The sequence below is a fragment of the Evansella sp. AB-P1 genome, from assembly GCF_029688925.1.
In the GTDB taxonomy this organism is placed as follows: domain Bacteria; phylum Bacillota; class Bacilli; order Bacillales; family Salisediminibacteriaceae; genus Evansella.
Genome location: NZ_JARUKY010000007.1, coordinates 106,913 through 132,420, shown reverse-complemented (window position 1 = coordinate 132,420; position 25,508 = coordinate 106,913). Strand labels below are relative to the sequence as shown.

Here is a 25,508-nt window from a genome sequence, read left to right as displayed (position 1 = left end):
TGAATTTCATATATACTTATTATAAAAATGAATAAGATTATGTAATGAAAGGCGTTGAGCCTTATGATTTCATTAATTGCTGTTGGAATTGCTCCTTCTCTTGCTCTTCTTTGTTTTTTCTATTTGAAGGATGATTTTGAACAAGAGCCAGTCTATATGGTTATTAGAAGTTTTTTCTTTGGAGCATTACTTGTATTTCCAATTCTATTTGTTCAATATGCATTACAAGAAGAAGGCTATGTTCATTCACTATTCATAGAAGTGTTTATTCAGACTGCATTTATAGAAGAATTTTTAAAATGGTTTATTGTTTTACTCATTGTGTATCATCATATAGATTTTAATAAACGATACGATGGAATAGTCTATGCTACAGCCGTATCTTTAGGATTTGCTTCTGCTGAAAATGTATTGTATTTATTCGTTAATGGATTAGAAACTGCTTTTTTACGTGCATTATTTCCCGTAAGTAGTCATGCACTGTTTGGTGTTGTAATGGGATATTATCTTGGAAAAGCAAAATTTAATCCAAATAGAAAAGTTTTATATTTTTCTTTAGCGTTTGTTTTTCCTTACATGCTTCACAGTTTGTATAATTTAATCTTATTAACTCAAAACCAATGGGTTTATTTCTTAATTCCATTTATGGTATTTCTATGGTTCCTTGGGCTTTGGAAGGTGAAAAAAGCAAATAAAAAGCATGAAACTAGTTTTAAGAATAGAGTTGCTAGTTAAGAATATAGAGGATATATCTTGATGATATTCAAAGCTCTGTAGGAGAAGCGATCAAGACGAGACTCCGTAACGACGTACAAGCCAGGATTGCAGGATTACGCCGTTGCCACAGGACGTGGATACACTTAGGCGTCATCATGCTCGAGGTCTCCATTATGAAAACTGTGTTTACATCCACATGGATACAATTTGATTTTACGAAATTATAAATGAATAGTTAAATAACTAAAGGAGTGATTATTTTTGCCTGATACGAAGCCCCGATATAAAGTGACTATCCGCTGTTATGAATGTGGGGAAAAATTTATTCTTCGTGGTCGTCCTAATGGTGAGGGGGGATTTGACACAGGTTTTAAGAAGTGTATATGTGGAAATGAGTCTAACTTAAAAGTTGATATTTCCCCTGAATAATGACTTAAAGAGGGAGATTTAAAAGGGTTTTAACCTTTAAATCTTCCTCTTTTTTTATGTGAAAAAAATCCTCAGTCTCTTTTTATATTTCTTGTATTTGATTTGTATAGGAGAAAGTTTTTGCGAGGTTTGTATAAAATAAGCTCGAAAGATAAAACTATCCATATTGAAAGATGAAGTGTGAATCATAGAGTAATAAATGAGGAGGATGTCACATGCAGAACAGCAGGATCAATGCCAACAAAAAATTGTGCATCATGATCTCGATGTTTATTTATGTCACGCTTTTAATCGTACCACAGCCTATAGGAGCATTTTCTGAACAAGTCATCCAAAAAGGAGCAACAGGAGATGATGTTGTAGAATTACAGAGTCGTTTACAGTATATAGGTTTTTACAATGAACAAATTGATGGTGTTTTCGGATGGAGTACGTATTGGGCTGTTCGAAATTACCAAGAAGAATTCGGAATGGATGTAGATGGACTTGTTGGTGAACAAACAAAAGCAATGTTAGAGAGATCCACTGATTTTGATAAAGAATGGGTACATCGAATGATCAGAGAAGGTAGAAAGTTTACGTATTACGGTAGCACTCCAAAGGACATTCAAAAGGGTCCAAAAGGAAGCAGTGATGCAAAACAAGCTCCAGGTCAAGGAGAACAAGCAGGGGAACAACAAGAAACTGATCAAACAACTCCTGATCAAACTGAGCCTCCTGCTGAACAACCTAGTCCAGGTGGTGATGCTGGCCAACAGCCAGGTGAAGGTATAGACCAACAAACTCCTCCACAAGAGCAAGAAGATAGTCCAATACCACAGGAACAGCCAGCAGAACAGGTTCCACCTGCAGATCAAGGTGAACAAGGTAGTCCTGAACCACCTGCGGAAGAGGAGGTTCACCAAGAAGATAATGACACAGGTATTGAAAGTGCCATTAATGTTCCAGAAGGATTTACTGATAATGATATTCAAATAATGGCGCAAGCAGTATATGGAGAAGCAAGAGGAGAGCCATATGTAGGACAAGTTGCAGTGGCTGCAGTAATTCTTAATAGAATTCAAAGTCCAACTTTTCCTAACACAGCATCAGGTGTTATTTTTGAACCGAGAGCATTTACAGCGGTAGCAGATGGACAAATTTATATGGAACCAAATGAAACAGCAAGAAAAGCTGTACTAGATGCGATTAATGGACAAGACCCATCAGGAAATGCGTTATATTATTTTAATCCTGACACAGCAACTTCTGGTTGGATATGGACTAGACCACAAATTAAAAAAATCGGAAAACACATTTTTTGTAAATAAAAGGACGGAGGTGTAACTATGATTCGATCTGTGATCATTGGCGTTTTAGCTGTAGCATTAATAGGAACAGGTTATTGGGGGTATCAAGAACAACAAGAAAAAAATGCTATTCTTATAAAAGCAGAAAACAATTATCAAAGAGCATTTCATGATTTAACATACCACATCGACCTTTTACATGATGAGTTAGGTTCCACATTAGCGATGAACTCTAAGGATCGATTATCACCGTCATTAGCTGAAGTGTGGCGCATTACATCCGAAGCACAAAATGAATTAGGACAATTACCGTTATCTCTCATGCCCTTTAGTAAAACAGAGGAGTATTTATTTAAAATTGGTAGCTTTTCCTATCAAAATGCCATACGTGACTTAGATCAAGATCCACTAACAGATGATGAATATGAAACGTTGCAAACATTGTATGAACAATCTGGTGAAATTCAAAATGAAATGAGAAATGTACAATCAATGGTGTTAAGGGAAAAACTTCAATGGATGGATGTAGAGACAGCTTTAGCTTCTGAAGAAGAGCCACTTGATAATTCTATTGTAAATGGGTTCCATATTATAGATGAAAAAGTTGATGGATTTTCAGAAGTTGATTTTGGTGCAGGGGCTTCAGAGCTCTCTACAAGTGATCAAGATATCGCTGAAAATTTAACAGGTTCACCTATTTCTGAGGAAGAATCCATAGCTATAGCAAAAGATTTTCTTGATTTACCTCAATTAAATAATGCAGAAATTACTGAAACAGGAGATGGTTTAGCTTATGAAGCATATAGCTTAACAATTCCTGATGATAAGCATGGAACAAATATCGTGATGGATATTACAAAAAAAGGTGGACATCCCCTTTGGATGTTAAATGAACGTGATATTGACCAACAAGTTATTAGTTTAAATGAAGCTTCTGAAAACGCAAAGGCATTTATAGAAGAAAACGGATTTGATAATATGCAGATCGTTGACAGCAAGCAATATGATAACATAGGTGTTTTTAATTTTGCAGGTTTATTTGAGAACGCAAGAGTTTATTCTGACTCAATCGTTGTTGAAGTGGCACTTGATGAGGGAGATATTATTGGATTTGAAGGGTTTGCATATTATGATAAGCCTGGTGATCGAGAGTCTTTTACTCAAGAACTATCAGTAGAAGAAGCTCGTGAACGCTTAAATCCAAATCTTGAAGTGATGGAGCATCATCTAGCAATAATCGAGAATCAGCTTGAAGAGGAAGTTCTATGTCATGAATTTTATGGTGTCATTAAACAGGATACGTTCCGAATATTTATTAATGCTGAAAATGGAAAAGAGGAACAGGTTGAAAAATTAGCTAATGCAGAACCAAAGTATCGATATTAATAAGAAAGGTAAGCCCATGTCCTCTTACTGGCATGGGTTTCCTTATGTTTCCAGATTTTTTTAAATATGAAAGCCTTTAAATAAAAAACATGCTATACTTTAAATTGCTAGGACAAAAAAGAAGGAATTTTGAAATTTATAACGAATAAAATTTCCTAGTATATGTAATATGAAAAGTTCAAGAGTCTCAATTTATTTTAAGTAAGACCATCACGTTTTGTAGACATGGGTAGATTATGGTGTGATTACTTTAAGACAGGAATTGTTGTTTAAGGTTGGTTATACATTCTTATCTTTTTAAGAAAGGAAGGTTATCTTGATTAAAGTAGGAAGTACATTATTTTTAGAAGTTAATGATGGGGATGACACAAGAAAACGTTATCGAAGTAAAGTGTTGGATATTGAAGATAATCATTTATTCATTGACTATCCAGTGGATGAACAGAAGAAAAAAGCTCATTTTTTTGGATCTGGAACAGAGTTTCGTGCTTGGTTTTTAGCCGATAATGGAATCTTTTTATTTAATACAGAAGTTATAGGTAAGGCACATCGAAATCTTCCAATGCTTTATTTAAAAGATCCAGGTGGAGATAACTATATACGAATTCAACGACGTCAATATGTTAGAGTTGATTGCTCTGTTGATGTTGCCATCCATGCATTAAATGAAAATTTTGATCCTTTTACATCAATTTCTCTAGACTTAAGTGGAGGAGGATTCGCTTTATTATTACCAAATAATCACCCACTTGAAGTTTCAGATGAAATTTCAGCATGGTTTGCTTTAAATTATCAATCTGGTGAAATATTATATATAAATACAGAAGCGAAGATTGTTCGGATATATCAAGAAAACGGAAAACCTAGGGCATCCTTTCAGTTTAATAAGGTAAATGAAACAGATAGACAGAAGATTGTTCGTTTTTGTTTTGAAAAACAATTAGCCCATCGAAAGTAAGAATTATACATAGAGTTACTATCGTTATATTAGGATAAACTGAATATAAAATGGTTCAGTAGTGAGAGCTGGCGAATTTAGCAACAAGCATTCACTAGAAAAGGAAATTTGAATTTAAATTGAAAGAATAGACCTAATTTGTCATAGTGTGATAAGATAATTTCATAAAATGAAAATGAAAACGAATGCAAAGAAAGGGCTTACAGCATGACAATAAGACGAATGAATATAGCTATTGATGGACCAGCTGGTGCTGGAAAGAGTACTGTTGCAAAAATGGTTGCAGACAAACTTACATATATTTATATAGACACAGGGGCTATGTATCGGGCCCTTACATTTGAAGTACTAAAAGAAAATGTTGATATTCACCATGAACAGGATATTTTTAATGTCCTACAAAAAACAAATATACGTTTAGCAAATGATAATGGAAAACAAAAGATTTTAATAAACGAACAAGATGTAACGGAAGACATCCGTTCTTCTGCAGTCACAAGTCAAGTTTCGTATGTTGCTAAACATTCTAAAATTAGAGAAGAGATGGTCAAAAGACAACAACTTTTAGCCGATGATGGTGGAGTTGTTATGGATGGAAGGGACATTGGTACAACAGTACTTCCTAAAGCAGAACTTAAAATTTTCTTAACTGCAACTGTAGAGGAACGTGCTAGAAGACGTCACGAAGAACATCTTTCAAAGGGACAACCATCTGATTTAGAAAAATTAAAAGATGATATTAGTATGAGAGATAAATTAGATTCTGAAAGGGAAATTGCCCCTTTAAAAAAAGCAAATGATGCTATTGAAATCAATTCAACATCTATGAGTATTAATGAAGTGGTAGAAGCAATTCTTTTAATGGTAAAGGAAAGAAGGGAAAAGGTGAAGTGAGCAAATTATATAGTGTAGGGCAATTTTTATGCCGTACTTACTTTCGTATATTTTACCGGGTTAAGTTAATCGGTGTAGAGAACATTCCTTCAAATGGTGGTGTTTTACTATGTAGTAATCATATCCATCAATTAGATCCTCCACTTGTAGGAGCATTTTTAAAGAGACAAACACGTTTTATGGCGAAATCAGAATTATTCGAAACACCTATTTTAAAGGGATTATTACCTAAATTAGGGGCATTTCCAATTAGAAGAGGGATGAGTGATCGCCAAGCTTTAAGAACGGGTCTAAAATTATTAGGGGAAGAAGAAATGATTGGTGTTTTTCCTGAAGGTACAAGAAGTAAAACAGGTGAACTTGGTAAAGGGTTGACAGGTGTTGGTTTTTTTGCACTTCGTTCTAACGCACATATTGTTCCTTGTGCTGTTATTGGTAATTATAAATTATTTTCTAAAATTCTTCTTGTTTATGGTAAACCCATTAATATGACCCCGTTAAGAGAAGAAAAAGCATCTGCAGATGAAGCAACGGAAAAAATTATGGAAGGGATACAGCAACTGCTTGACGAATATCATAAATAGATCCTTTTTATAAAATGTTATTTAATCTTTTTAAGAATTATCATTAAAATATGTTTCATGCCCGCTATAGATTGGGGATGTAGGGAGGTATTGTCAATGGTAGAGGAAATGAATAACGAAATGGCCGATGTGAAGTCGTTCTCAGTAGGTGAGGTTGTTACAGGAACGATCACAAAGGTGGAGGAAAAACAGGCGTTTGTAAACGTAGGGTTTAAAACAGATGGAGTAATTCCAATAAGTGAATTATCTAGTTTACACGTGGAAAAAGTAAGTGATGTTCTTACAGAAGGTGAAGAAGTAGAATTAAAGGTAATAAAGGCATCTGATGATGAACTGGTATTATCTAAGCGAGCTGTTGCAGCTGAAAAAGCATGGGATGATATTACCGGTAAATTTTCTTCTGGTGAAGTGTTTGAAGCTGAGGTTGCAGATGTAGTTAAAGGTGGATTAGTGGTTGACGTTGGAGTTAGGGGTTTTATACCTGCCTCATTAGTTGAACGTCATTTTGTTGAAGATTTTTCAGATTATAAAGGAAAAACCTTACGCTTAAAGGTAGTTGAAATGGATAAAGATAAGAACAAGCTAATCCTCTCTCAACGTGCTGTATTAGATGAGGAAGCAACTGCAAAAAAACGAGACACTTTAAGTGCCATTAAACCAGGAGATGTATTAGAAGGTACAGTGCAAAGATTGACTGACTTTGGTGCATTTGTAGATATTGGTGGTGTGGATGGTCTTGTTCATATTTCGCAGATGGCCCATCATCACGTTGAAACTCCGTCTGAAATTCTAAATGAAGGTGATTCCATTAAGGTAAAGGTGTTAGGGGTAGATCCTGATAATGAACGAATTTCTTTATCTATTAAAGATACTTTACCTGGTCCATGGGAATTACTTGATGGGAAGGTTAAACAAGGCGACATCGTTGAAGGTACTGTGAAACGTTTAGTCTCATTCGGAGCCTTTATTGAAATTGCTCCTGGTGTCGAAGGTCTTGTTCATATTTCTCAAATTGCAAATCGTCATATCGGAACTCCAGGTGAAGTGTTGAAAGAAGGAGAAACTATTCAAGCAAAAGTATTAGATATAAACTTAGCTGACAAAAGAATATCACTAAGTATTCGTGCTATAGAAGAAGAAGAGCAAGCAAAGATTGAAAATGAAGCAAAACAAGAGTATCAAAAAGAAGATGACCATGCAGGCTTCTCTTTAGGAGATGTTATTGGAGATCAATTAAAGAAATATAAAAACTAATTAAACGTACTTAATGTAGGTGATGATAAGTGACCCGTTCGAAAAGAAAGCTTGAGCACATAGACCAGGCAATTGTAACTGGGCAAAATCGTGACACAGGTTTCGATGATATTCGCTTTATCCACCAAAGTCTACCAGATACTAATGTTTCTGATGTTTCATTGGACTCATCTATCGGCGAACTGAGATTCAGTTCGCCGGTTTTTATCAACGCAATGACAGGTGGAGGCGGTAAGGAGACCGAGAATATCAATTCTAAACTATCAGAAATAGCTAATAGCCTTGATATTCCAATGGCAGTTGGATCACAAATGGCAGCTATTAAAGACAATAATGAGCTTAAATCTTATGAAGTAGTCAGGAAAAATCATAATGGCTTGTTATTTGCTAATATTGGTAGTGAGGCAACAGTAGACGAAGCGAAAAGAGTTGTAGATATTATTGAAGCGAATGCACTACAAATTCATCTAAACGTTATTCAAGAATTAGTCATGCCTGAGGGAGATCGGGAATTTAAAGGTGCATTGGAACGGATTGGGGCAATATGTGAACAGATTCAAGTGCCTGTGATTGTTAAAGAAGTAGGGTTTGGTATGTCAAAAGAAACGGTGTGGAAACTATCAAATGTAGGTGCATCAGCAGTGGATATAGGTGGATATGGAGGTACTAATTTTTCGAAAATAGAAAATAGACGTCGAAATCAACCCTATTCTTTTTTTAATGACTGGGGCATCCCTACTGCAGTTTCTATCGTTGAAGCAAAACATAGTAATGCTAAAATTCCTATCATTGCTAGCGGTGGCATACAAAATGCACTTGATATTGCCAAATCAATATCATTAGGTGCTTCTGCTACAGGAATAGCAGGGGCAATTTTAAAGCTTGTTATAGAAGAAGGGGTTAGTAATACTGTCCTATATATTCAAAATATATTAAAAGAGTTAACATTGATTATGACAGCAATAGGGGCTCAATCAATATCTAAATTACAGGAGACACCAATACTTATCCAAGGATCAACGAAAGAATGGTTAAGTCAACGAAACGTACAAATAGAGAATTATGCTAATAGACCTCCGTGTAATTAAAAATTTTACCATTGGGTCATTTTTAAGGTAGCTTAATTTTTTACATAATATGTTAAAGAGCTTTGGTAACTCTTGTAACAAAGAAAAAAGACTGAAGGGTTTATTCCTTTAGTCTTTTTTCTTTGTCTTAAAAGATAATTTATTGACGCCGGAGACAGGATGTCGATATTACGCCGTTGCCTACAGGACGTAGGCTGTACTTAGGCGGAATTGGGGCGCCTTGCGCTTTTCTTATTATCTTTGTCTTTTGCGAGCTTCATCGGAAGACTCTAGTTTCGAGCTTCCTGGATAATGTAAGTTTTGGTCACGATCAGATTCTACCTGTTCTTCTTTTCTTAATTTTTTTTCTTGGCGATCTTTACCCATAATAGATCAACTCCTTATCTTTTTGGCTATGTTAAAAGGATAGTGTTGATTTTGATTAGAATGTGATTATTGCAGATGATACGAAACTCCTCGAAAATACTATTACATTTTTCACATTCTTCGTGAATGGATTATTATAGGATGCACATTCAAAGTCCTGTTGAAAAGCAATAGCTACGAAACTTACTTCACGGTGTAATTGGAGCATCAAGGAGCAAAAAATCAACAATGAAGATTAACAGAGCCTATCTTTTAAACATATATGTATATTTTTCCTATAATTTTGACGATTATGTAAAGGGGAGGAGATTTTTATGAACGGTTTTTGGTATTATTGGGTTTTATGGTTACTAATAATATATTTTTGCTTTTTTGATGAAAACAATGTAAGAAGGAAAAAATGGATATATATAAGTTTATTTCTAATTATTTCTTCTTACATCGTCATTCCATTTCTAACTGTTTCTTTGAGGATATCCATTCTTATGATCGCTTTTTTAGCATTTTATTTTATTGCTAAAATGATGATAAAGGATATTATATATGCTTATGTAATGGCTTCCTTTGTATCATTTGTATTTTTATCAATTAAATATTTTGTTTACTTTGAACCAATATGGCTATACATATCCCCATTTGTAATGATAATTTCGATAATTGTTTTTTCTGTGATTGTATTTGTAAAAAAACATATTAATCGCCTTACTATTACTGTAGTAGGTATTGTTCAAGGAGAGTTATTATTATTAATTCTATTGTGGCAAAAAGATCATCCATCTTATAGGAGTTTTATGATTGGGGATTTTACCTTCTTAAATATTGTTTCTGTTTCTCTTTTATGTATATTATGTTGGAACAGTATTGAAACCATAGTAGAAATGATAAAAACGAAGGGCTTATCACGTAAACCTAACATTGTATTAAGCCAACGGAATATAAATACGTGAGGATAATAATACCAAAATTTATTTGTCCTAGGTGAACTTAGTTTGTTATAATGTTGTAGCTATGAATTCCTTTCCATTCATTGGCGGAAAGGTTTTTTTAAAAGTCCCTTAAAGTATTGCATTTGAGGAATATATGGAGATCTGAAAGTGAGGAATAATACATGCCTAAACCGGTGTTAGCAATAGTAGGTAGACCAAATGTAGGAAAGTCAACCATTTTTAACCGAATTGTAGGAGAACGAATTGCCATTGTAGAAGATAAGCCAGGAGTAACGCGTGATCGTATTTATAGTTCAGCTGAGTGGTTAAATAAAGAATTTAATGTCATTGATACTGGTGGTATTGAGGTTAACGATGAACCACTGATGGTTCAAATGCGATTTCAAGCAGAGCTAGCCATTGAAGAAGCAGATGTAATTTGTTTCATTGTTAATGGACGAGAAGGTATTACTAGTGCAGATGAAGAAGTTGCTCAAATTCTATTTCGTTCAAAAAAACCTATTGTCATAGGTGTGAACAAGATGGATGATCCTTCCATGCATGAGAAGTTATATGAATTTTATAGTCTAGGCATCGGAGATCCTATTCCAATTTCTGGATCTCATGGCCTTGGTTTAGGTGATCTTTTGGATCAGGTTGTAAAAAATTTTCCGGTAGAAGATGAAGAAATTTATGATGAGGAAACGATAAAATTTAGTTTAATTGGCCGTCCAAATGTAGGGAAGTCTTCTCTTGTAAATGCAATTCTAGGAGAGGAACGGGTTATTGTAAGTGATATTCCTGGTACAACAAGAGATGCGATTGATACTCCATTTACAAAAGATGGACAAGAATATGTCGTTATTGATACAGCAGGAATGAGAAAAAAAGGGAAAGTCTATGAAAGCACGGAAAAATATTCTGTTCTGAGGGCATTGAGAGCTATTGAACGGTCTGATGTGGTATTAATGGTCATAAATGCTGAAGAAGGAATGATTGAGCAAGATAAAAAAATAGCAGGATATGCTCATGAAGCAGGAAGAGCTGTTATTATTGTTGTGAATAAATGGGACGCTGTGGAAAAAGACGATAAAACGATGCAACTTTTCGAGCAGAAGCTAAGAGAAGAGTTTTTATATTTGAGCTATGCTCCAATTATCTTCTTATCTGCAAAAACAAAAAGAAGGTTACAAAATCTATTACCTCTTGTAAATAAAGTAATAGAATATCACAATCTCCGTGTTCAAACACATGTGTTAAACGACGTAATTGTAGACGCAGTTACGATGAATCCAACTCCAACTGATCACGGTGGGAAGAGATTAAGAATAAGCTATGCAACACAGGTATCAGTTGGTCCACCAACATTTGTTTTATTTGTTAATGATCCAGAGTTACTTCATTTTTCATACAAAAGATATTTAGAAAATAAAATCCGTGACACATTTGATTTTATAGGTACACCAATTCGAATTATTGCGAGAAAGAAGAGTGAATAAAATTATTTACGGAGGTTTGATATGTTTGCGTTTATTTCAATACTAATATCGTATTTATTAGGTTCCGTTAGTTTTAGTTACTTAATAGCAAAAAAAATTAAAAAGGTTGATATTCGCCAACATGGAAGTGGTAATGCAGGAGCTACAAATACATTACGTGTACTTGGAATAGGTCCTGCAATTGCAGTTCTATTATTAGATTGTGCCAAAGGAATTGTAGCGGTAGTATTAGCCTTTAACTTAACAAGTGATCCAACAATTGCTGCTGCTAGTGGTTTAGCCTCAATAATTGGACATAATTGGCCAATATATTATGGCTTTCGTGGAGGGAAAGGAGTCGCTACAACAATTGGAGTTCTAGCTTCACTAGTATTATTCGCTGCATTAATTTCAGGGGTTATTGCTATTATAACGATAATTATTAGTCGGTATGTTTCTTTAGGATCCATTATTTTTATCACAGGGACAACTGTAATTACTGTGTTTTTTAGTTCGTTTTTTAGTTATCCAGTCTCCTTTTCTTACTTCACCGTCGCAATCGCAATTTTATCCATTTGGCGCCATCGAACAAATATTGTTCGATTAGTAAAGGGAAATGAAAGTAAAATAGGTGAAAAAGTTAAAGCTGAATAATGGAGGGGTTAATATGGCAAAAATTGCAGTGCTAGGTGCCGGGAGCTGGGGAACAGCCCTGTCAATTGTTTTAGCAGATAATAATCATGAGGTAAGCTTGTGGGGGCGGTTTGAAGACCAAGTAAGGGAAATTAACGAACAGCATCATAATAGTCGATACCTACCAAATGTTGATTTGCCAAAAAGTATTAAAGCTAACACAAGTTTAGAGGAGGTTCTACACCTTGCAGAAGCGGTTGTACTTGTTGTTCCAACAAATGCAATGCGGGATGTGTTAAAACAAGTAAATGAACTGTTAAAAAAACCTACTGTTATTGTTCATGCAAGCAAAGGGGTTGAACCAGAAACTCACCTACGTATCTCTGAAATTATTGAAGAGGAAATCGATTCTTCATTACGGAGTTCTGTTGTTGTATTATCTGGTCCGAGTCATGCTGAGGAAGTAAGTCTTCGTCAACCAACAACGATTACAAGCTCTTCGTTAAACATGGACGGAGCTAAATATGTACAAGATTTATTTATGAATAAACAGTTTAGAGTGTATACCAATCCTGATTTAATAGGCGTAGAAATTGGAGGAGCATTAAAAAATATTATTGCTCTTTGTGCAGGCATGACTAATGGATTAGGATTTGGTGACAACGCAAAGGCAGCCCTTATGACAAGGGGTTTAGCAGAGATTGCTAGACTAGGAATGAAGCTTGGAGCCAATCCCTTAACCTTTGCTGGGTTATCTGGACTCGGAGATCTTATTGTTACATGTACAAGCGTCCATAGTCGAAATTGGAGAGCTGGGAATATGCTAGGAAAAGGGAAAACCTTAGATGAAGTATTAAATGAAATGGATATGGCTGTTGAAGGAATTCGTACCACAAAAGCAGCTCATCAATTGGCAAAACACTTAAATGTGGAAATGCCTATCACAAGTGTCCTATATGACGTTTTATTCAATCAAAAGACTCCTGAAGACGGTGTAATAGAATTAATGGGACGTGTAAAAAAACATGAGGTTGAGGATTTAAATTTTAAGTAATTCTTTATGGGAATTACATTCACACCATTCCTCCAAGTGCATATTATATCATGACATCTTGCATGAGGAGGGCTCTACCTTGGACGAAAAAAACAACAATAATATTTTTGATCAGGTGGCAAAGAACACAAACGTAAAGCAGCAAGACTTATTTAAGCTAGCAAATTCAGTCAATTCTTCTGATTTGAAGGATGAGGAAAATGTTCGAAAGTTAATTCATCAAGTTGCCCAACTAGCCAATGTCTCTGTATCAAAACAGAAAGAAGACGAACTTGTAAAAGCAATTACATCAAATAATGTACCAACAGATTTTGCAAGCTTGGCAAAAATGTTTAAGCAAAATAAGTAATATTTGGGCAGATGTTCTCATCGAACCCTTTTTCTCAAGCATATACTAAAACGGAACGTACTATAAAATTAGGGTTGTCTTTTATACAGATAGTATTTAGTTTGCAAGGTTGAAGGAAGTGCCCCTTTTCTTCAACCTTTTATTCTATTTATATTTTGGACAACCAATTAGAATAGTTATATGGATATACACTACAGAAAAGTGGTTAACAATGCATTCTATGCCATCAGTATGCTATAATAATTCGGTAATTGACATCAAGATTCGAGAAATTGAATGGGGTGAACAGAATGCTTGAGGATGGTATGATGAAAATGTGGATATCCTTTATTGCCATGGGTTTAATGTTTATTTCTGTTATCGTTACAATAGTTACGAAAGAAAAATTAAGAGGATTCTTCAGGTATACATTATTAACATTTAGTTTTATTTGTATGATGGTGGCAGGTTTAATTATTTTTCTAGTCGTGTTTACAGGACCTGTTCCAGAATAATTGAAAGAAAAAAAAGTAAGGTAGGTATCGTCATGGGACATAAATGGACAAGCCTATTATTTTTAATATGCTTAATTTTTTTATCAGGATGCTTATATCCTAATGAACGAAGAGTAGAGAATCAAATTCCTTATGCAGATCAAATACAATCGGTACAATCTGCCATTATTCAGTATCGATTAGATCATGGGGTATTACCTGTTCTACCTCGTGATGAAGGAACACCAATCTTCAGAAAATATCCTATTGATTTTTCTAGATTGATACCTGATTATATGCAGCATGCACCTGGAAACTCTTTTGAAAATGGAGGGACTTTTCAATACGTCCTCATCTATCCAGAAGAAATTCCAGAAGTGAAACTTATTGATCTTTCAACAGTAAGACAAATTCAGGAGTTTCAACGGAGAATTCAAATACATCAAAGAGAAAATAGATATGCACCTGTAGATGAGATAGTAGGAACAGGATTGTTTAGACTTGATTATGAAGCTCTAAATTATGATGAAGAACCAACAGTAAATAGTCCTTTCCATCCTACACATAGGTTACCCCTTCTTATGCGTGCTAATGGTGATATTGTAATAGATTACTCCATTGATATTATCTACTATATAGATGAATATGGAATGGGTCCTTATGAAATAGGTGATGACCTACGATGGCTTTTAGTAGATCACTCTCCCTTCGTCCCGGTTTATTCGATACCCCAAACGATGAATGAAGATCAAACCCTTGATTTTACTGAAGAAACGGAATAACAGATGAATAACAGAAAAAAATATAAGTAATGTTCTAATTTGCCTCCCTTCTCATATACATACAAGAGAAAGGGAGGCTTTTTTCATGAAATAGAAAATTTTTTTCCCTTCAAATAAGTGTAGTAGTAATAAATCTAATATAGGATGTGGTAACTATAACAACAACTAGTAATCTGTATTTTATGGAAAACTAGCTTTTAAATAGGACAAATTTACATCAAATAAAAGTCTAATTTTGATATCTTGTCATATTTGATGGACAACATCATAAATATATACTGTCTTTCTATTGTAGCGTACAAGGTTGCTTTGGATAATCTATTTTGAAATTGATCGGGAGGGGATTTTGTGGAGAAGTTTGATATTTTTAAAGATATTGCAGAACGAACTGGTGGTGACATTTACTTAGGGGTTGTTGGTTCAGTTCGCACAGGTAAATCGACTTTTATTAAGAAATTCATGGAGCTAGCAGTTATTCCTAATATTGAAAATGAAGCTGATCGAGCAAGAGCACAGGATGAATTACCTCAGAGTGCAGCTGGTAAACAAATCATGACAACAGAGCCTAAATTTGTACCTAACCAAGCTGTAACAATTCATGTAGATGATGGATTAGATGTAAATGTCCGTGTTGTAGACAGTGTTGGTTATGCAGTACCTGGTGCTAGGGGGTATGAGGATGAAAATGGCCCTCGAATGATTAATACACCTTGGTATGAAGATCCAATTCCATTCCATGAAGCTGCAGAAATAGGAACTAGGAAAGTTATTCAAGAACACTCGACATTAGGGGTAGTGGTGACGACAGATGGGTCTATTGGTGAAATAGATAGACAAGATTATGTAGAGTCTGAAGAAAGAGTTATTGAAGAATTAAAAGAGGTTGGGAAGCCGTTTATAGTAATTGTTAATAGTGTTCATCCACAGCATCCTGAAACGGAACAGCTACGCCAAGAGATACAGGAGAGACATGATGTTCCAGCGGTAGCAATGAATATTGAAGGGATGGGTGAGCAGGAAATAAATCTTGTCATGAAAGAGGTTTTATTTGAGTTCCCTGTTCATGAAGTGAATGTAAACCTCCCTAGCTGGGTCATGGTACTAAAAGAAGATCATTGGTTAAGAGAGAATTATGAAGTTGCTGTAAGAGACACTGTAAAAGATATAAAGCGTTTAAGAGACGTAGATCGTGTTGTGGGTCATTTCTATGAGTATGAATTTATTGAGCAAGCAAGGTTAGCTGGAATTGAAATGGGGCAAGGAGTAGCAGAAATTGATTTACATGCACCTGATGATCTATACGATCAGATTTTAAAAGAGGTTGTAGGTGTTGAAATTAGAGGAAAAGACCATCTATTAGAACTCATGCAAGATTTTGCTATTGCGAAAGCTGAGTATGATCAAGTGTCAGATGCATTAAAAATGGTAAGACAAACAGGATATGGTATTGCTGCTCCATCTATTGAAGATATGAGCTTGGATGAACCAGAAATAATTAGACAAGGTTCAAGATTTGGAGTACGTTTAAAAGCAGTTGCTCCGTCCATTCATATGATTAAGGTAGATGTTGAATCTGAATTTGCTCCTATTATCGGTACAGAAAAACAAAGCGAGGAGCTTGTTCGTTACCTCATGCAGGACTTTGAAGAAAATCCATTATCTATTTGGAATTCTGATATCTTTGGAAGATCGCTTAACTCTATCGTTAGAGAGGGGATCTCAGCTAAGTTATCACTAATGCCTGAAAACGCAAGGTACAAATTAAAAGAAACATTAGAAAGAATCATAAATGAAGGATCTGGCGGACTAATCGCCATTATTCTATAACTCTCCAATTGGAGGGTTATTTTTCTTTTGAAATCGATTCAAATAAGTATGTGAGAATGTAGAATGATGGTTTATTTCTTGTCTTACTAAGGAAAAGAGACTTTAACCTAATCAAAAAAGGCATCAAAAAATGGAATTAAATGGTTTTGAAAGCGTGATTTATTGGCAATAAAAGTGAAAAAGTCATAAAAATAGTAACAATTACGCAAAAATTGTTGAATTATTTGCTTGTATCGTTTAAGATTAGCCTTGTTATCCCATGAATTCAAGGGATACAAGTATAAAAAGCTGATGAATGTGAAACAAAAGAAATAAGAGGCTTGTAATTTATGGGAGGAGGTGAATGGTATGAATAAGACAGAACTTATCAATGCGGTTGCTGAGAAAACAGATCTTTCTAAGAAGGATGCTACTAGTGCCGTAGATGCAGTCTTTGACGTCATCACTGGTTCTCTTCAAGAAGGAGAAAAAGTACAATTGATTGGTTTCGGTAACTTTGAGGTTCGTGAACGTGCTGCCCGTAAAGGTCGTAACCCACAAACAGGAGAGGAAATCGAAATCCCAGCAAGTAATGTACCAGCTTTCAAACCTGGTAAAGCCCTTAAAGATGCAGTTAAATAAACGATACATACAGGGCTGATTGAAATAAAAAGAAGGACCACGCATGTGGTTCTTCTTTTTTCTAACATGACTAATTATAAGCTTTTTTCATGTATCTAATTTTAGTTGGTGTTAGTCGATGCTTTTGTTTTAGTAGAAAGTTAATTTTTCGTATGGTGCGAGAATTCCTACAAATAAAGCAAGAACTACAAACAATACATAAAGAATAATCTACAATTTGTTTCAATGGAGAAATAAAAGAGCAATAATTTTCACAGAATACTCTCTATCCCTTTTTAATTATCATCTTTGGAATAGAGGGATCGTGATCTATTACAATAGCTACTTGTAATAATAATTTCAAATATGCTAGAATTTTAACGAATTATTTTGCATTGTCAAGTCTTAGGGGGCGTGTTAAATGAGTAATGTTGATCATAAAAAAATTGAGCAAGCAGTTACAATGATTCTAGAAGCAATAGGAGAAGATCCTAACCGAGAAGGGTTATTAGATACACCAAAACGAGTTGCAAGGATGTATGAAGAAGTTTTTCAGGGACTCAACCAAGATCCAAAAGAACATTTTATGACTGTTTTTGGAGAAGATCATGAAGAATTAGTGTTAGTAAAAGATATTCCTTTTTATTCAATGTGTGAACACCACCTAGTACCATTCTTTGGTAAAGCTCACATAGGCTATATTCCTAGGGGCGGCAAGGTAACGGGGTTGAGTAAGCTTGCAAGAGCAGTAGAAGCAGTAACGAGACGTCCACAACTACAAGAGAGAATTACGTCAACTATTGCTGATGCAATCGTTGAAACACTAGAACCTTTAGGAGTAATTGTCGTAGTCGAAGCTGAGCATATGTGCATGACAATGCGTGGTGTAAAAAAACCAGGTTCTCAAACAGTCACATCAGCTGTTAGAGGAGCATTCGAAAATAACGCTGCTGCTAGATCGGAAGTTCTCACGCTAATTAAAGGCTAAGCATTAAGTGTAACATTAAACTTCCAAATAAAATGATAATGGTATAGAGGGGAGCACTTATATGTCTCAAACAAATGATTATATTGTTATTAAAGCAAAAGAGGACGGAGTAAATGTAATTGGCCTAACCCGTGGATCTGACACACGATTTCATCATTCAGAAAAATTAGATAAAAATGAAATGATGATAGCTCAATTTACAGAGCATACTTCTGCTATTAAGATACGTGGAAAAGCAACGATTCAAACCGCCCATGGTGAAATGGATAACGAAAAATAAAAGCGGATTATCCCGCTTTTATTTTTGTCATTTTTGAAGCTTTCTAAATGTAGGATAGACCTTCATACAAGTGAAAATTGTACCTTGGAGGATGCAAATAATTGTAATCCCATGAGACTCCTGTGGGAACAGAACAGCAACAGGTGAAGATCCCGCACTTCTGCACAGTGTGCGAAGTGTGAAGCTAAGTCGTTGCCCGCGGAAAGTGAAGATAAATTTGGGCATAAATAGGTTTTCCTTGTTTATTACTATTAGGATGAAAAAGTAAACGAAATTTATCCTTATCATCAATTGTGGTATACTAATAATGTGTTATTTTGTTTAATTTTTATGTTATGATGAGACGAGAATTAAGTGTTGGGGGATCTATGAATGGCAACTGATTATTATTACAACGATGAATTAAATAGTATTATTGAAAGTTTTTTTTCGGAAGTAAAACATTCATACTTACAAAAATATTTAGAAGATCCGTTAATTGATGAAGATCAAGCCACTTTCTTATACTTAATGTTAAAAGATAAAACATTGGATTCTTCCTACATAAGCCACTGTATAGTAACAACGACTCTCGTACAAGCTGCATTAGATACTCATGAACTAGTAACTGTTAACAATTTAGAAAATGATACTTTGAAAAAAAAGCGCCAATTAACAGTGTTGGCAGGAGATTATTACAGTAGCTTGTATTATTTTATTCTGTCAACTGTAAATGACGTTTCGTTAATGCGTGTTTTGGCTAAATCTATTCAGGAAATAAATGAATCCAAAATGAATGTGTATATTGGACAAGAGGCTAAAGAAGATTCTTTTATTCATGATATTAAAGTAATTGACTCAATACTTCTTCGAAATATAGCCGACCTTTTTCAATTAACTGAATGGAAAGAAATAGTCGATGAATTTTTCTTTTACAAACGTTTATTAAAAGAACGCTTCTTATGGATTCATTCAGGGATAAAAGGATCGATATCAGATTATCTTTTACGAAAAATGGAATCAACTAAGCATTCTTTCAATCAAGAGGAACGTTTAGTTCAACAGTTCGGCCAGTATATTGAAGCATCTAGACAAAAGCTCTTAAGCTTATCACGTGATCGGAAAGGGCTAAATTCATATTTCCTTACGCGAATTGATAGTCTACTTCAAGAGAATCATTATGATGAACAAAGGGTAATGGAGGAAGGATAAGATTATGGCACAACAATCAAAAGAAGAACGTGTACATCAAGTGTTTGAATCAATATATGATAATTATGATAAAATGAACTCCATTATTAGCTTTCAACGTCATTTGTCATGGAGAAAAGATACAATGAAGCGAATGAATGTGAAGGAAGGTTCCATTGCATTGGATGTTTGTTGTGGAACAGCCGATTGGACAATAGCTTTAGGGGAATCGGTAGGAGTAAACGGAAAAGTATTTGGATTAGATTTTAGTAAAAATATGCTTTCTGTTGGTGAGAAAAAGGTGAAGGAGAAGAAACTGTCGCAAATAGATCTTATTCATGGTAATGCAATGGAGCTTCCCTTTGATGACGATACCTTTGATTACGTCACAATTGGTTTTGGTCTTCGAAATGTACCTGATTACCTCACTGCATTAAAAGAAATGAATCGAGTTATTAAGCCTGGAGGATTAGTCGTATGTTTAGAAACATCACAGCCCACCTTATTAGGCTTTAAACAGTTGTACTGGTTATATTTTAAATATATAATGCCTTTATTCGGTAAGATATTTGCTAAAAGGTATGAGGAATATTCATGGTTGCAGGAATCAACACAATCATTTCCAACGAAAAATGAGTTAAAGGAATTATTTTATCAAGCCGGCTTTGATGAAGTTAGTTTTAAATCATATTCAGGTGGTGTAGCTGCATCCCATTTTGCAAGTAAAAAATCATAAAATAAAAGGCTATGTTAAAAGAGGATGTTGTTATATTAGACATTTGATTTTTGCTGATGGTTCGAGACTCCTCGAAAATGCTATCATATTTTCTTCGTGCGGCTTGGGCTGCTCTTAGGTAGAATTTGAGCTTCCAGCAGCAAAAAAACAACAATAAAATTTATCAGAGGACAAAAATAAAAAAGACCCAGTGATTATAAGCGAGGATTTATAATGAATAAACTTAGAATATTACTTGAAATGATCAAGTTTGAACATACTATATTTGCACTACCATTTGCCTTTCTTGGAGCAGCATTAGGAAGTTTACTAATTAATGGAGGTTGGCCTCCAATCTCAGATTGGATTTGGATTACGTTAGCCATGATTGGAGCAAGAAGTGCTGCCATGTCATTAAATCGCCTTATTGATGCACAAATTGATAAGCGAAATCCGAGAACAGCAGAAAGGGCAATACCAGCTGGATTAATATCAAAATTAGAAACAATAGTATTTATTATTATATCATTTGCACTATTATTTATCTCTGCCTATCAATTAAATATGCTTGCCGTTTATTTGTTGCCAATTGCCGTGTTCTTTCTGGTTTTCTATTCTTATACAAAGAGGTTTACGTGGCTATGCCATGTATTTCTTGGTATTACAATTGGAATAGCTCCTCTCGGAGGCTGGGTTGGGGCAACAGGAACTCTTACCCTAGAAGCATTTGCCCTTTTTATTAGTGTTGCAATGTGGACTGCAGGATTTGATATTATTTATTCTACACAGGATACGGACTACGATAAATCGGTAAAGCTCTACTCTATTCCAAGCTATTTCGGTATTCCGAAGGCCCTTTTAATTGCAAGAGGATTCCATATCATTAGTTTTTTAGCAATGGTAAGCTTAGCGTTTATTACACCATTAAGTTGGGTTTTCTTATTTGGGGTATTAATTGTCGGAGCAATAATGGTATATGAGCATTCACTAATATCACCAAATGATCTATCTAAGGTAAATGTAGCTTTTTTTACTATGAATGGTATCATTAGTATGGTTATGCTAGCATTTACGATTGGAGATTTACTTCTATGGATGTAGTTAATAAAAAAGTTTTAACTGTAGGTATTACTGGTGCAAGCGGTGCTATCTATGGTGTACGTTTTGTACAAACCTTGTTGGAGGAAGGGCATCGTGTACACCTTCTTTTAACTGAAGCTGCATGGCAAGTCTTTTATTATGAACTAAATTGTATCGTGGAAGATAGAGATAAATGTTTAAAAGATTTATTTGGTCATTCTGATAATTTGCATTACCACACACAACAAGATTTTTCTGCACCAATAGCTAGCGGGTCTGCTAAAAATGATGGAATGATTATTATACCATGCTCTATGGGAACATTAGCGAAAATATCTCACGGTATTTCTTCTAATTTACTTGAAAGAACTGCAGATGTAATGATAAAAGAAAAGAGAAGGCTAATTATTGTCCCAAGAGAGACACCACTTCATTCAATCCATTTAGAAAATATGAAGAGATTAAGTGACCTCGGAATTCAAATAGTACCTGCCATGCCCGGTTTTTATCATAAACCAGCTACGATGGATGATGTAATAAATTTTGTCGTTGGAAAAGTCTTAGACCAATTAGATATAGAGCATGACTTGTTTAAAAGGTGGGGGGATCATCGTGAGTCTGGTAATAGGTGAGATTTCTTATACAAATATTTTACCTTTCTTTTACTATTTAGATAGAGAAAGTCTTATTAGTAGAGGATGTGGATTTGTTCCTAAAGTACCATCCGATTTAAATAATGGAATCGTTCACGGAAATATACAAGTAGGTGGTATTTCATCTTTTAGTTATGGGGAGCATAGTGATGATTTAGTCATATTTCCTAATTTCTCTGTCTCATCACCTAAGGAAGTCGGATCAATTTTTTTATTTTCTAAGGTCCCTATTACTCAGTTACACAAAAAATCCATTGCATTAACCACAAGCTCAGCTACATCTATAAATTTGCTTCGTATTATATTAAAAGAGTATTTTCATTTTGATGTAAATTATGAAATGATGAAGCCGAATTATAGCAAAATGATGGCAGAACATGATGCATGTCTTTTAATAGGCGATGATGCTATTACAACTTCATGGTCAAAAGAATCCACGATTCATCAATATGACCTTGGAGCACTTTGGGAATATTACACTGGCTATCCAATGACGTATGCAGTATTTGCTATCCGAAAAGATGCTTGTGAAATGGAACCGGTTCTATTAGAATATTTATATTATGAGTTCAAAAAGAGTAAGGAAAAATCGATAGAAAATAATTTTCAAGAAATGATTCAATCTATCATGCAACAATTCGGTGGGAAAAAAAACTTTTGGAATCAATATTTTAGTGGGTTAAATTATGACTTAACAGCACGTCATATTAAAGGTTTAAAAGAATATTTTCATCTTGCATATAAGATGGAACTATTACCTAAAAAAGTTGAAAAAATAGAAATATGGCAGCCCACTAGGCATTGTCATTCTGTATAGCAAGGTGGGCGATTATGAAACTGACTGATATTTACTGGCATTTAAAATCAGATATCGGAAAAATTGAAAAAGAAATAGAACAAAATATAGATGCTGAGCATCCAGTTCTTCAGGAAGCTTCTTCGCATTTATTAAAAGCGGGGGGGAAAAGGATTCGTCCTGTATTTGTATTGCTTTCTGGGCAATTTGGAGAATATAACATAGAGAGAATAAAACATATTGCTATCTCATTAGAAATGATACATATGGGGTCTCTCGTTCATGATGATGTTATAGATGATGCTGAACTTCGTCGTGGGAAAAAAACAGTGAAATCAAAATGGGACAATCGTGTTGCCATGTATACAGGTGATTACATATTTGCGAAGGCTGTAGAGATAGCAACATATTATAATAATCCAGAAATACATCGAATTCTATCACATGCAATGGTTGAAATGTGTATTGGTGAAGTTGAACAGATTAAAGATCAATATCAATGGAATCAAACTCTGCGAATGTACTTTCGGAGAATAAAGAGAAAAACAGCTCTTTTAATTGCAATCAGTTGTCAATTAGGTGCTTTAGCTGCAGGTGCTCCTAAAGCATACGAAAAACAACTGGCGAGGTATGGTTATAATGTAGGAATGGCTTTTCAAATTACTGATGATATACTTGATTTTGTTGGAACGGAAAAAGAGTTAGGAAAGCCTGCTGGTAGTGATTTAATTCAAGGGAATGTTACTCTCCCTGCTCTATATGCAATGTGGCATGATCCTGTATTAAAACCAAGAATTATTCATCACTTAGATGAAAATGTAATTGAAAAAGAAGAAATGAATAAAACGATAGAACTGATTAAACAATCAGGAGCAATTCAATATTCTAAGGATATGGCTGATCGTTACTTGTCAAAGGCGAGAATGGCATTAGAGGAATTACCAGACATTCGTCCGAAGAAAGCACTTCATCAAATTGCAGATTACATAGGTGATCGAAAATTTTAATAACCTAAAAAAACTGGGCAAAAGCTCAGTTTTTTTAGGTTATTCCATTACACATTAAAAATGTTTAAACAAGTCTTTTCATTCGTTTCAATAGCCCTTCCGTGGACGAAGGTGTAAAGCAGTAGTGTAAAGATTATATATGTTGTCTATAATGTTCTATTACAGAAGCGTAAAGAACATAAGTAACATTACATTGTGACTTTTTAGAAAATTTGATATAATCTAAAAGATTTGTTATTCATCTATACATACATTGGGGGTATTATTATGGAGCAGACGTTTTTAATGGTAAAACCAGATGGAGTTCAACGGAATCTTATTGGAGAAATAGTTGCGCGATTTGAAAAGAAAGGGTTTACATTGGCTGGGGCAAAAATGCTTGCAATTTCACAAGATCTTGCAGAAACACATTACGAAGAACATAAAGATAAACCTTTTTTTAATGAATTAGTTGGCTTTATTACATCTAGTCCAGTTTTTGCTATGGTATGGGAAGGAGAAAATGTAATAAGTGAAGCTAGAAAAATGATGGGCAAAACAAATCCTAATGAGGCATTACCGGGCACCATAAGAGGTGATTTTGGCGTACATATGTCTATGAATATCATTCATGGCTCTGACTCAGTTGAGAGTGCTGAACGTGAAATAGGTCTGTTTTTTAAAAAAGATGAGCTTGTTAACTATGATAAAGCAGTTACAAAATGGGTATAATCTAGAAAACAAAGCTATCGACATAGTCGGTAGCTTTTCTTCTTCTTTGTGTCAAATTTTTATCTCTCTATTCTCAAATAACAATATGTTATAAAAAAACTAGTTTGTTTTAATAAAATGTGGTACAAAGATAGAAAAGAAACAGAAGGAGAAAAGAAATGAATGTCAGATTATAATCTATTTATTAATAAAATACACAATAAGACTGGGATAGATTTATCCTTATACAAAGAGGCTCAAATGAAACGTAGATTAACAGCTCTTCGTGATAAAAGAGGTTTTACTACTTTTCTTGACTATTACAATGCAATTAAACAGGATGATGACCTACTAAATGAATTTTTACAACGAATGACCATTAATGTTTCAGAGTTCTTTCGTAATCCTCAAAGGTGGGATATATTGGAGGAGCAAATTCTTCCTAAAGTACTATCAAATAATTCTAGACTAAAAGTATGGAGTGCTGCTTGTTCCACGGGAGAAGAACCTTATTCCTTAGTTATGATGCTCAATAAATACATATCATTAGACAAGATGGAAATTTTAGCTACAGATTTAGATGAGGAAATATTGCAGCGTGCAAAAATTGGACTTTATTCAGAACGTTCATTAAAGGAGGTTCCTCTAAAATGGAAAGATGCTTATTTTCATAAAGAGGACATTGGGTATAAAATTTCTAACACAATAAAAAAACCTATTCGATTTAAACAACATAACCTTTTATCCGATACATATGAAACTGGCTTTGATTTAATTGTTTGTCGAAATGTTATGATTTATTTTACTGAGGAAGCAAAAAATGAATTATATCATAAATTTTCTAATGCATTAAAAAAAGACGGAATTCTTTTTGTAGGTAGTACGGAGCAAATTTTTAATCCTAAAAAATATAATCTTGTATCAGAAGATACGTTTTTTTATAGGAAGCTTTAATGGACCTATTTTCAGGGTAGACCTCGATGCAAGAAAAACTTTCACCATGGGGCATGAAAATATTCTTTCTAAGAGGTGTTCGTCCTTT

At 34.5% G+C, this 25,508-nt stretch carries 28 protein-coding genes; 27 read left to right on the top strand and 1 reads right to left on the bottom strand.

Annotated elements, in window-relative coordinates; translation table 11 throughout:
• Window positions 1–63: 63 nt before the first annotated feature.
• From prsW to fni, 8 genes are all read left to right on the top strand, one after another.
• On the top strand, window positions 64–735 hold the full coding sequence (prsW, locus tag QA612_RS08955) for a glutamic-type intramembrane protease PrsW (protein ID WP_278283452.1): 672 nt from the start codon (window positions 64–66) through the stop codon (window positions 733–735).
• A 626-nt stretch (window positions 736–1,361) separates the two neighbouring features.
• Window positions 1,362–2,456 carry a spore cortex-lytic enzyme gene (gene sleB, locus QA612_RS08950; RefSeq protein ID WP_481804430.1) on the top strand — a complete coding sequence of 365 codons (1,095 nt, stop codon included), beginning with the start codon at window positions 1,362–1,364 and terminating at the stop codon, window positions 2,454–2,456.
• An 18-nt stretch (window positions 2,457–2,474) separates the two neighbouring features.
• Window positions 2,475–3,821, top strand: a complete 1,347-nt coding sequence (gene ypeB / locus QA612_RS08945) for a germination protein YpeB (RefSeq protein ID WP_278283451.1) — start codon at window positions 2,475–2,477, stop codon at window positions 3,819–3,821.
• 316 nt (window positions 3,822–4,137) lie between these two features.
• A complete protein-coding gene (locus QA612_RS08940; protein WP_278283450.1) occupies window positions 4,138–4,779 on the top strand; it encodes a flagellar brake protein in 642 nt (213 codons plus the stop codon).
• Between the two features lie 207 nt (window positions 4,780–4,986).
• Window positions 4,987–5,673: a (d)CMP kinase gene (gene cmk, locus QA612_RS08935; RefSeq protein ID WP_278283449.1), complete on the top strand. Its 687-nt coding sequence runs from the start codon at window positions 4,987–4,989 to the stop codon at window positions 5,671–5,673.
• A complete protein-coding gene (locus QA612_RS08930; protein WP_278283448.1) occupies window positions 5,670–6,257 on the top strand; it encodes a lysophospholipid acyltransferase family protein in 588 nt (195 codons plus the stop codon). The genes cmk and QA612_RS08930 overlap by 4 nt, the downstream gene beginning before the upstream one ends.
• A gap of 96 nt (window positions 6,258–6,353) precedes the next feature.
• Window positions 6,354–7,511 carry a 30S ribosomal protein S1 gene (gene rpsA, locus QA612_RS08925; protein ID WP_278283447.1) on the top strand — a complete coding sequence of 386 codons (1,158 nt, stop codon included), beginning with the start codon at window positions 6,354–6,356 and terminating at the stop codon, window positions 7,509–7,511.
• 29 nt (window positions 7,512–7,540) lie between these two features.
• A complete protein-coding gene (gene fni / locus QA612_RS08920; RefSeq protein WP_278283446.1) occupies window positions 7,541–8,599 on the top strand; it encodes a type 2 isopentenyl-diphosphate Delta-isomerase in 1,059 nt (352 codons plus the stop codon).
• Between the two features lie 234 nt (window positions 8,600–8,833).
• Here fni and QA612_RS08915 read toward each other — a convergent pair whose 3' ends face one another.
• Window positions 8,834–8,965: a YpzI family protein gene (locus QA612_RS08915; protein ID WP_278283445.1), complete on the bottom strand. Its 132-nt coding sequence runs from the start codon at window positions 8,963–8,965 to the stop codon at window positions 8,834–8,836.
• 314 nt (window positions 8,966–9,279) lie between these two features.
• Between QA612_RS08915 and QA612_RS08910 the strand changes: the two genes are divergently transcribed.
• From QA612_RS08910 to QA612_RS08820, 19 genes are all read left to right on the top strand, one after another.
• Window positions 9,280–9,912: a YphA family membrane protein gene (locus tag QA612_RS08910; protein ID WP_278283444.1), complete on the top strand. Its 633-nt coding sequence runs from the start codon at window positions 9,280–9,282 to the stop codon at window positions 9,910–9,912.
• Window positions 9,913–10,073: 161 nt separating this feature from the next.
• Complete coding sequence (der, locus tag QA612_RS08905) at window positions 10,074–11,390, top strand: ribosome biogenesis GTPase Der (protein WP_278283443.1); 1,317 nt, start codon at window positions 10,074–10,076, stop codon at window positions 11,388–11,390.
• A gap of 21 nt (window positions 11,391–11,411) precedes the next feature.
• Complete coding sequence (gene plsY / locus QA612_RS08900) at window positions 11,412–12,023, top strand: glycerol-3-phosphate 1-O-acyltransferase PlsY (RefSeq protein WP_278283442.1); 612 nt, start codon at window positions 11,412–11,414, stop codon at window positions 12,021–12,023.
• A gap of 13 nt (window positions 12,024–12,036) precedes the next feature.
• Complete coding sequence (locus tag QA612_RS08895) at window positions 12,037–13,056, top strand: NAD(P)H-dependent glycerol-3-phosphate dehydrogenase (protein WP_278283441.1); 1,020 nt, start codon at window positions 12,037–12,039, stop codon at window positions 13,054–13,056.
• A gap of 79 nt (window positions 13,057–13,135) precedes the next feature.
• Window positions 13,136–13,405: a stage VI sporulation protein F gene (locus QA612_RS08890; protein WP_278283440.1), complete on the top strand. Its 270-nt coding sequence runs from the start codon at window positions 13,136–13,138 to the stop codon at window positions 13,403–13,405.
• A 290-nt stretch (window positions 13,406–13,695) separates the two neighbouring features.
• Complete coding sequence (locus QA612_RS08885; protein WP_278283439.1) at window positions 13,696–13,899, top strand: DUF2768 domain-containing protein; 204 nt, start codon at window positions 13,696–13,698, stop codon at window positions 13,897–13,899.
• A gap of 32 nt (window positions 13,900–13,931) precedes the next feature.
• Window positions 13,932–14,660 carry a hypothetical protein gene (locus QA612_RS08880; RefSeq protein WP_278283438.1) on the top strand — a complete coding sequence of 243 codons (729 nt, stop codon included), beginning with the start codon at window positions 13,932–13,934 and terminating at the stop codon, window positions 14,658–14,660.
• A 348-nt stretch (window positions 14,661–15,008) separates the two neighbouring features.
• A complete protein-coding gene (gene spoIVA / locus QA612_RS08875) occupies window positions 15,009–16,487 on the top strand; it encodes a stage IV sporulation protein A (protein WP_278283437.1) in 1,479 nt (492 codons plus the stop codon).
• A 348-nt stretch (window positions 16,488–16,835) separates the two neighbouring features.
• Entirely contained in the window at window positions 16,836–17,108 is a 273-nt protein-coding gene (locus tag QA612_RS08870; RefSeq protein WP_278283436.1) for an HU family DNA-binding protein, read from the top strand.
• 400 nt (window positions 17,109–17,508) lie between these two features.
• Window positions 17,509–18,075, top strand: a complete 567-nt coding sequence (folE, locus tag QA612_RS08865; protein ID WP_278283435.1) for a GTP cyclohydrolase I FolE — start codon at window positions 17,509–17,511, stop codon at window positions 18,073–18,075.
• Between the two features lie 61 nt (window positions 18,076–18,136).
• Window positions 18,137–18,355, top strand: coding sequence for a trp RNA-binding attenuation protein MtrB (gene mtrB, locus QA612_RS08860; RefSeq protein ID WP_278283434.1), 219 nt, complete (start codon window positions 18,137–18,139; stop codon window positions 18,353–18,355).
• 372 nt (window positions 18,356–18,727) lie between these two features.
• Entirely contained in the window at window positions 18,728–19,546 is an 819-nt protein-coding gene (locus QA612_RS08855) for a heptaprenyl diphosphate synthase component 1 (RefSeq protein ID WP_278283433.1), read from the top strand.
• 4 nt (window positions 19,547–19,550) lie between these two features.
• On the top strand, window positions 19,551–20,261 hold the full coding sequence (locus QA612_RS08850; RefSeq protein WP_278283432.1) for a demethylmenaquinone methyltransferase: 711 nt from the start codon (window positions 19,551–19,553) through the stop codon (window positions 20,259–20,261).
• A 213-nt stretch (window positions 20,262–20,474) separates the two neighbouring features.
• On the top strand, window positions 20,475–21,341 hold the full coding sequence (locus QA612_RS08845; RefSeq protein WP_278283431.1) for a UbiA-like polyprenyltransferase: 867 nt from the start codon (window positions 20,475–20,477) through the stop codon (window positions 21,339–21,341).
• Window positions 21,332–21,952, top strand: coding sequence for a UbiX family flavin prenyltransferase (locus QA612_RS08840; protein WP_278283430.1), 621 nt, complete (start codon window positions 21,332–21,334; stop codon window positions 21,950–21,952). Before QA612_RS08845 ends, QA612_RS08840 begins: the two co-directional genes overlap by 10 nt.
• On the top strand, window positions 21,933–22,790 hold the full coding sequence (locus QA612_RS08835; protein WP_278283429.1) for a menaquinone biosynthesis protein: 858 nt from the start codon (window positions 21,933–21,935) through the stop codon (window positions 22,788–22,790). Before QA612_RS08840 ends, QA612_RS08835 begins: the two co-directional genes overlap by 20 nt.
• Before the next feature lie 14 nt (window positions 22,791–22,804).
• Complete coding sequence (gene hepT / locus QA612_RS08830) at window positions 22,805–23,776, top strand: heptaprenyl diphosphate synthase component II (RefSeq protein ID WP_278283428.1); 972 nt, start codon at window positions 22,805–22,807, stop codon at window positions 23,774–23,776.
• A gap of 267 nt (window positions 23,777–24,043) precedes the next feature.
• A complete protein-coding gene (ndk, locus tag QA612_RS08825) occupies window positions 24,044–24,487 on the top strand; it encodes a nucleoside-diphosphate kinase (protein WP_278283427.1) in 444 nt (147 codons plus the stop codon).
• Window positions 24,488–24,649: 162 nt separating this feature from the next.
• Window positions 24,650–25,420 (top strand): CheR family methyltransferase, encoded by a 771-nt coding sequence (locus QA612_RS08820; protein WP_278283426.1) that lies wholly within the window; start codon window positions 24,650–24,652, stop codon window positions 25,418–25,420.
• Window positions 25,421–25,508: the final 88 nt, after the last annotated feature.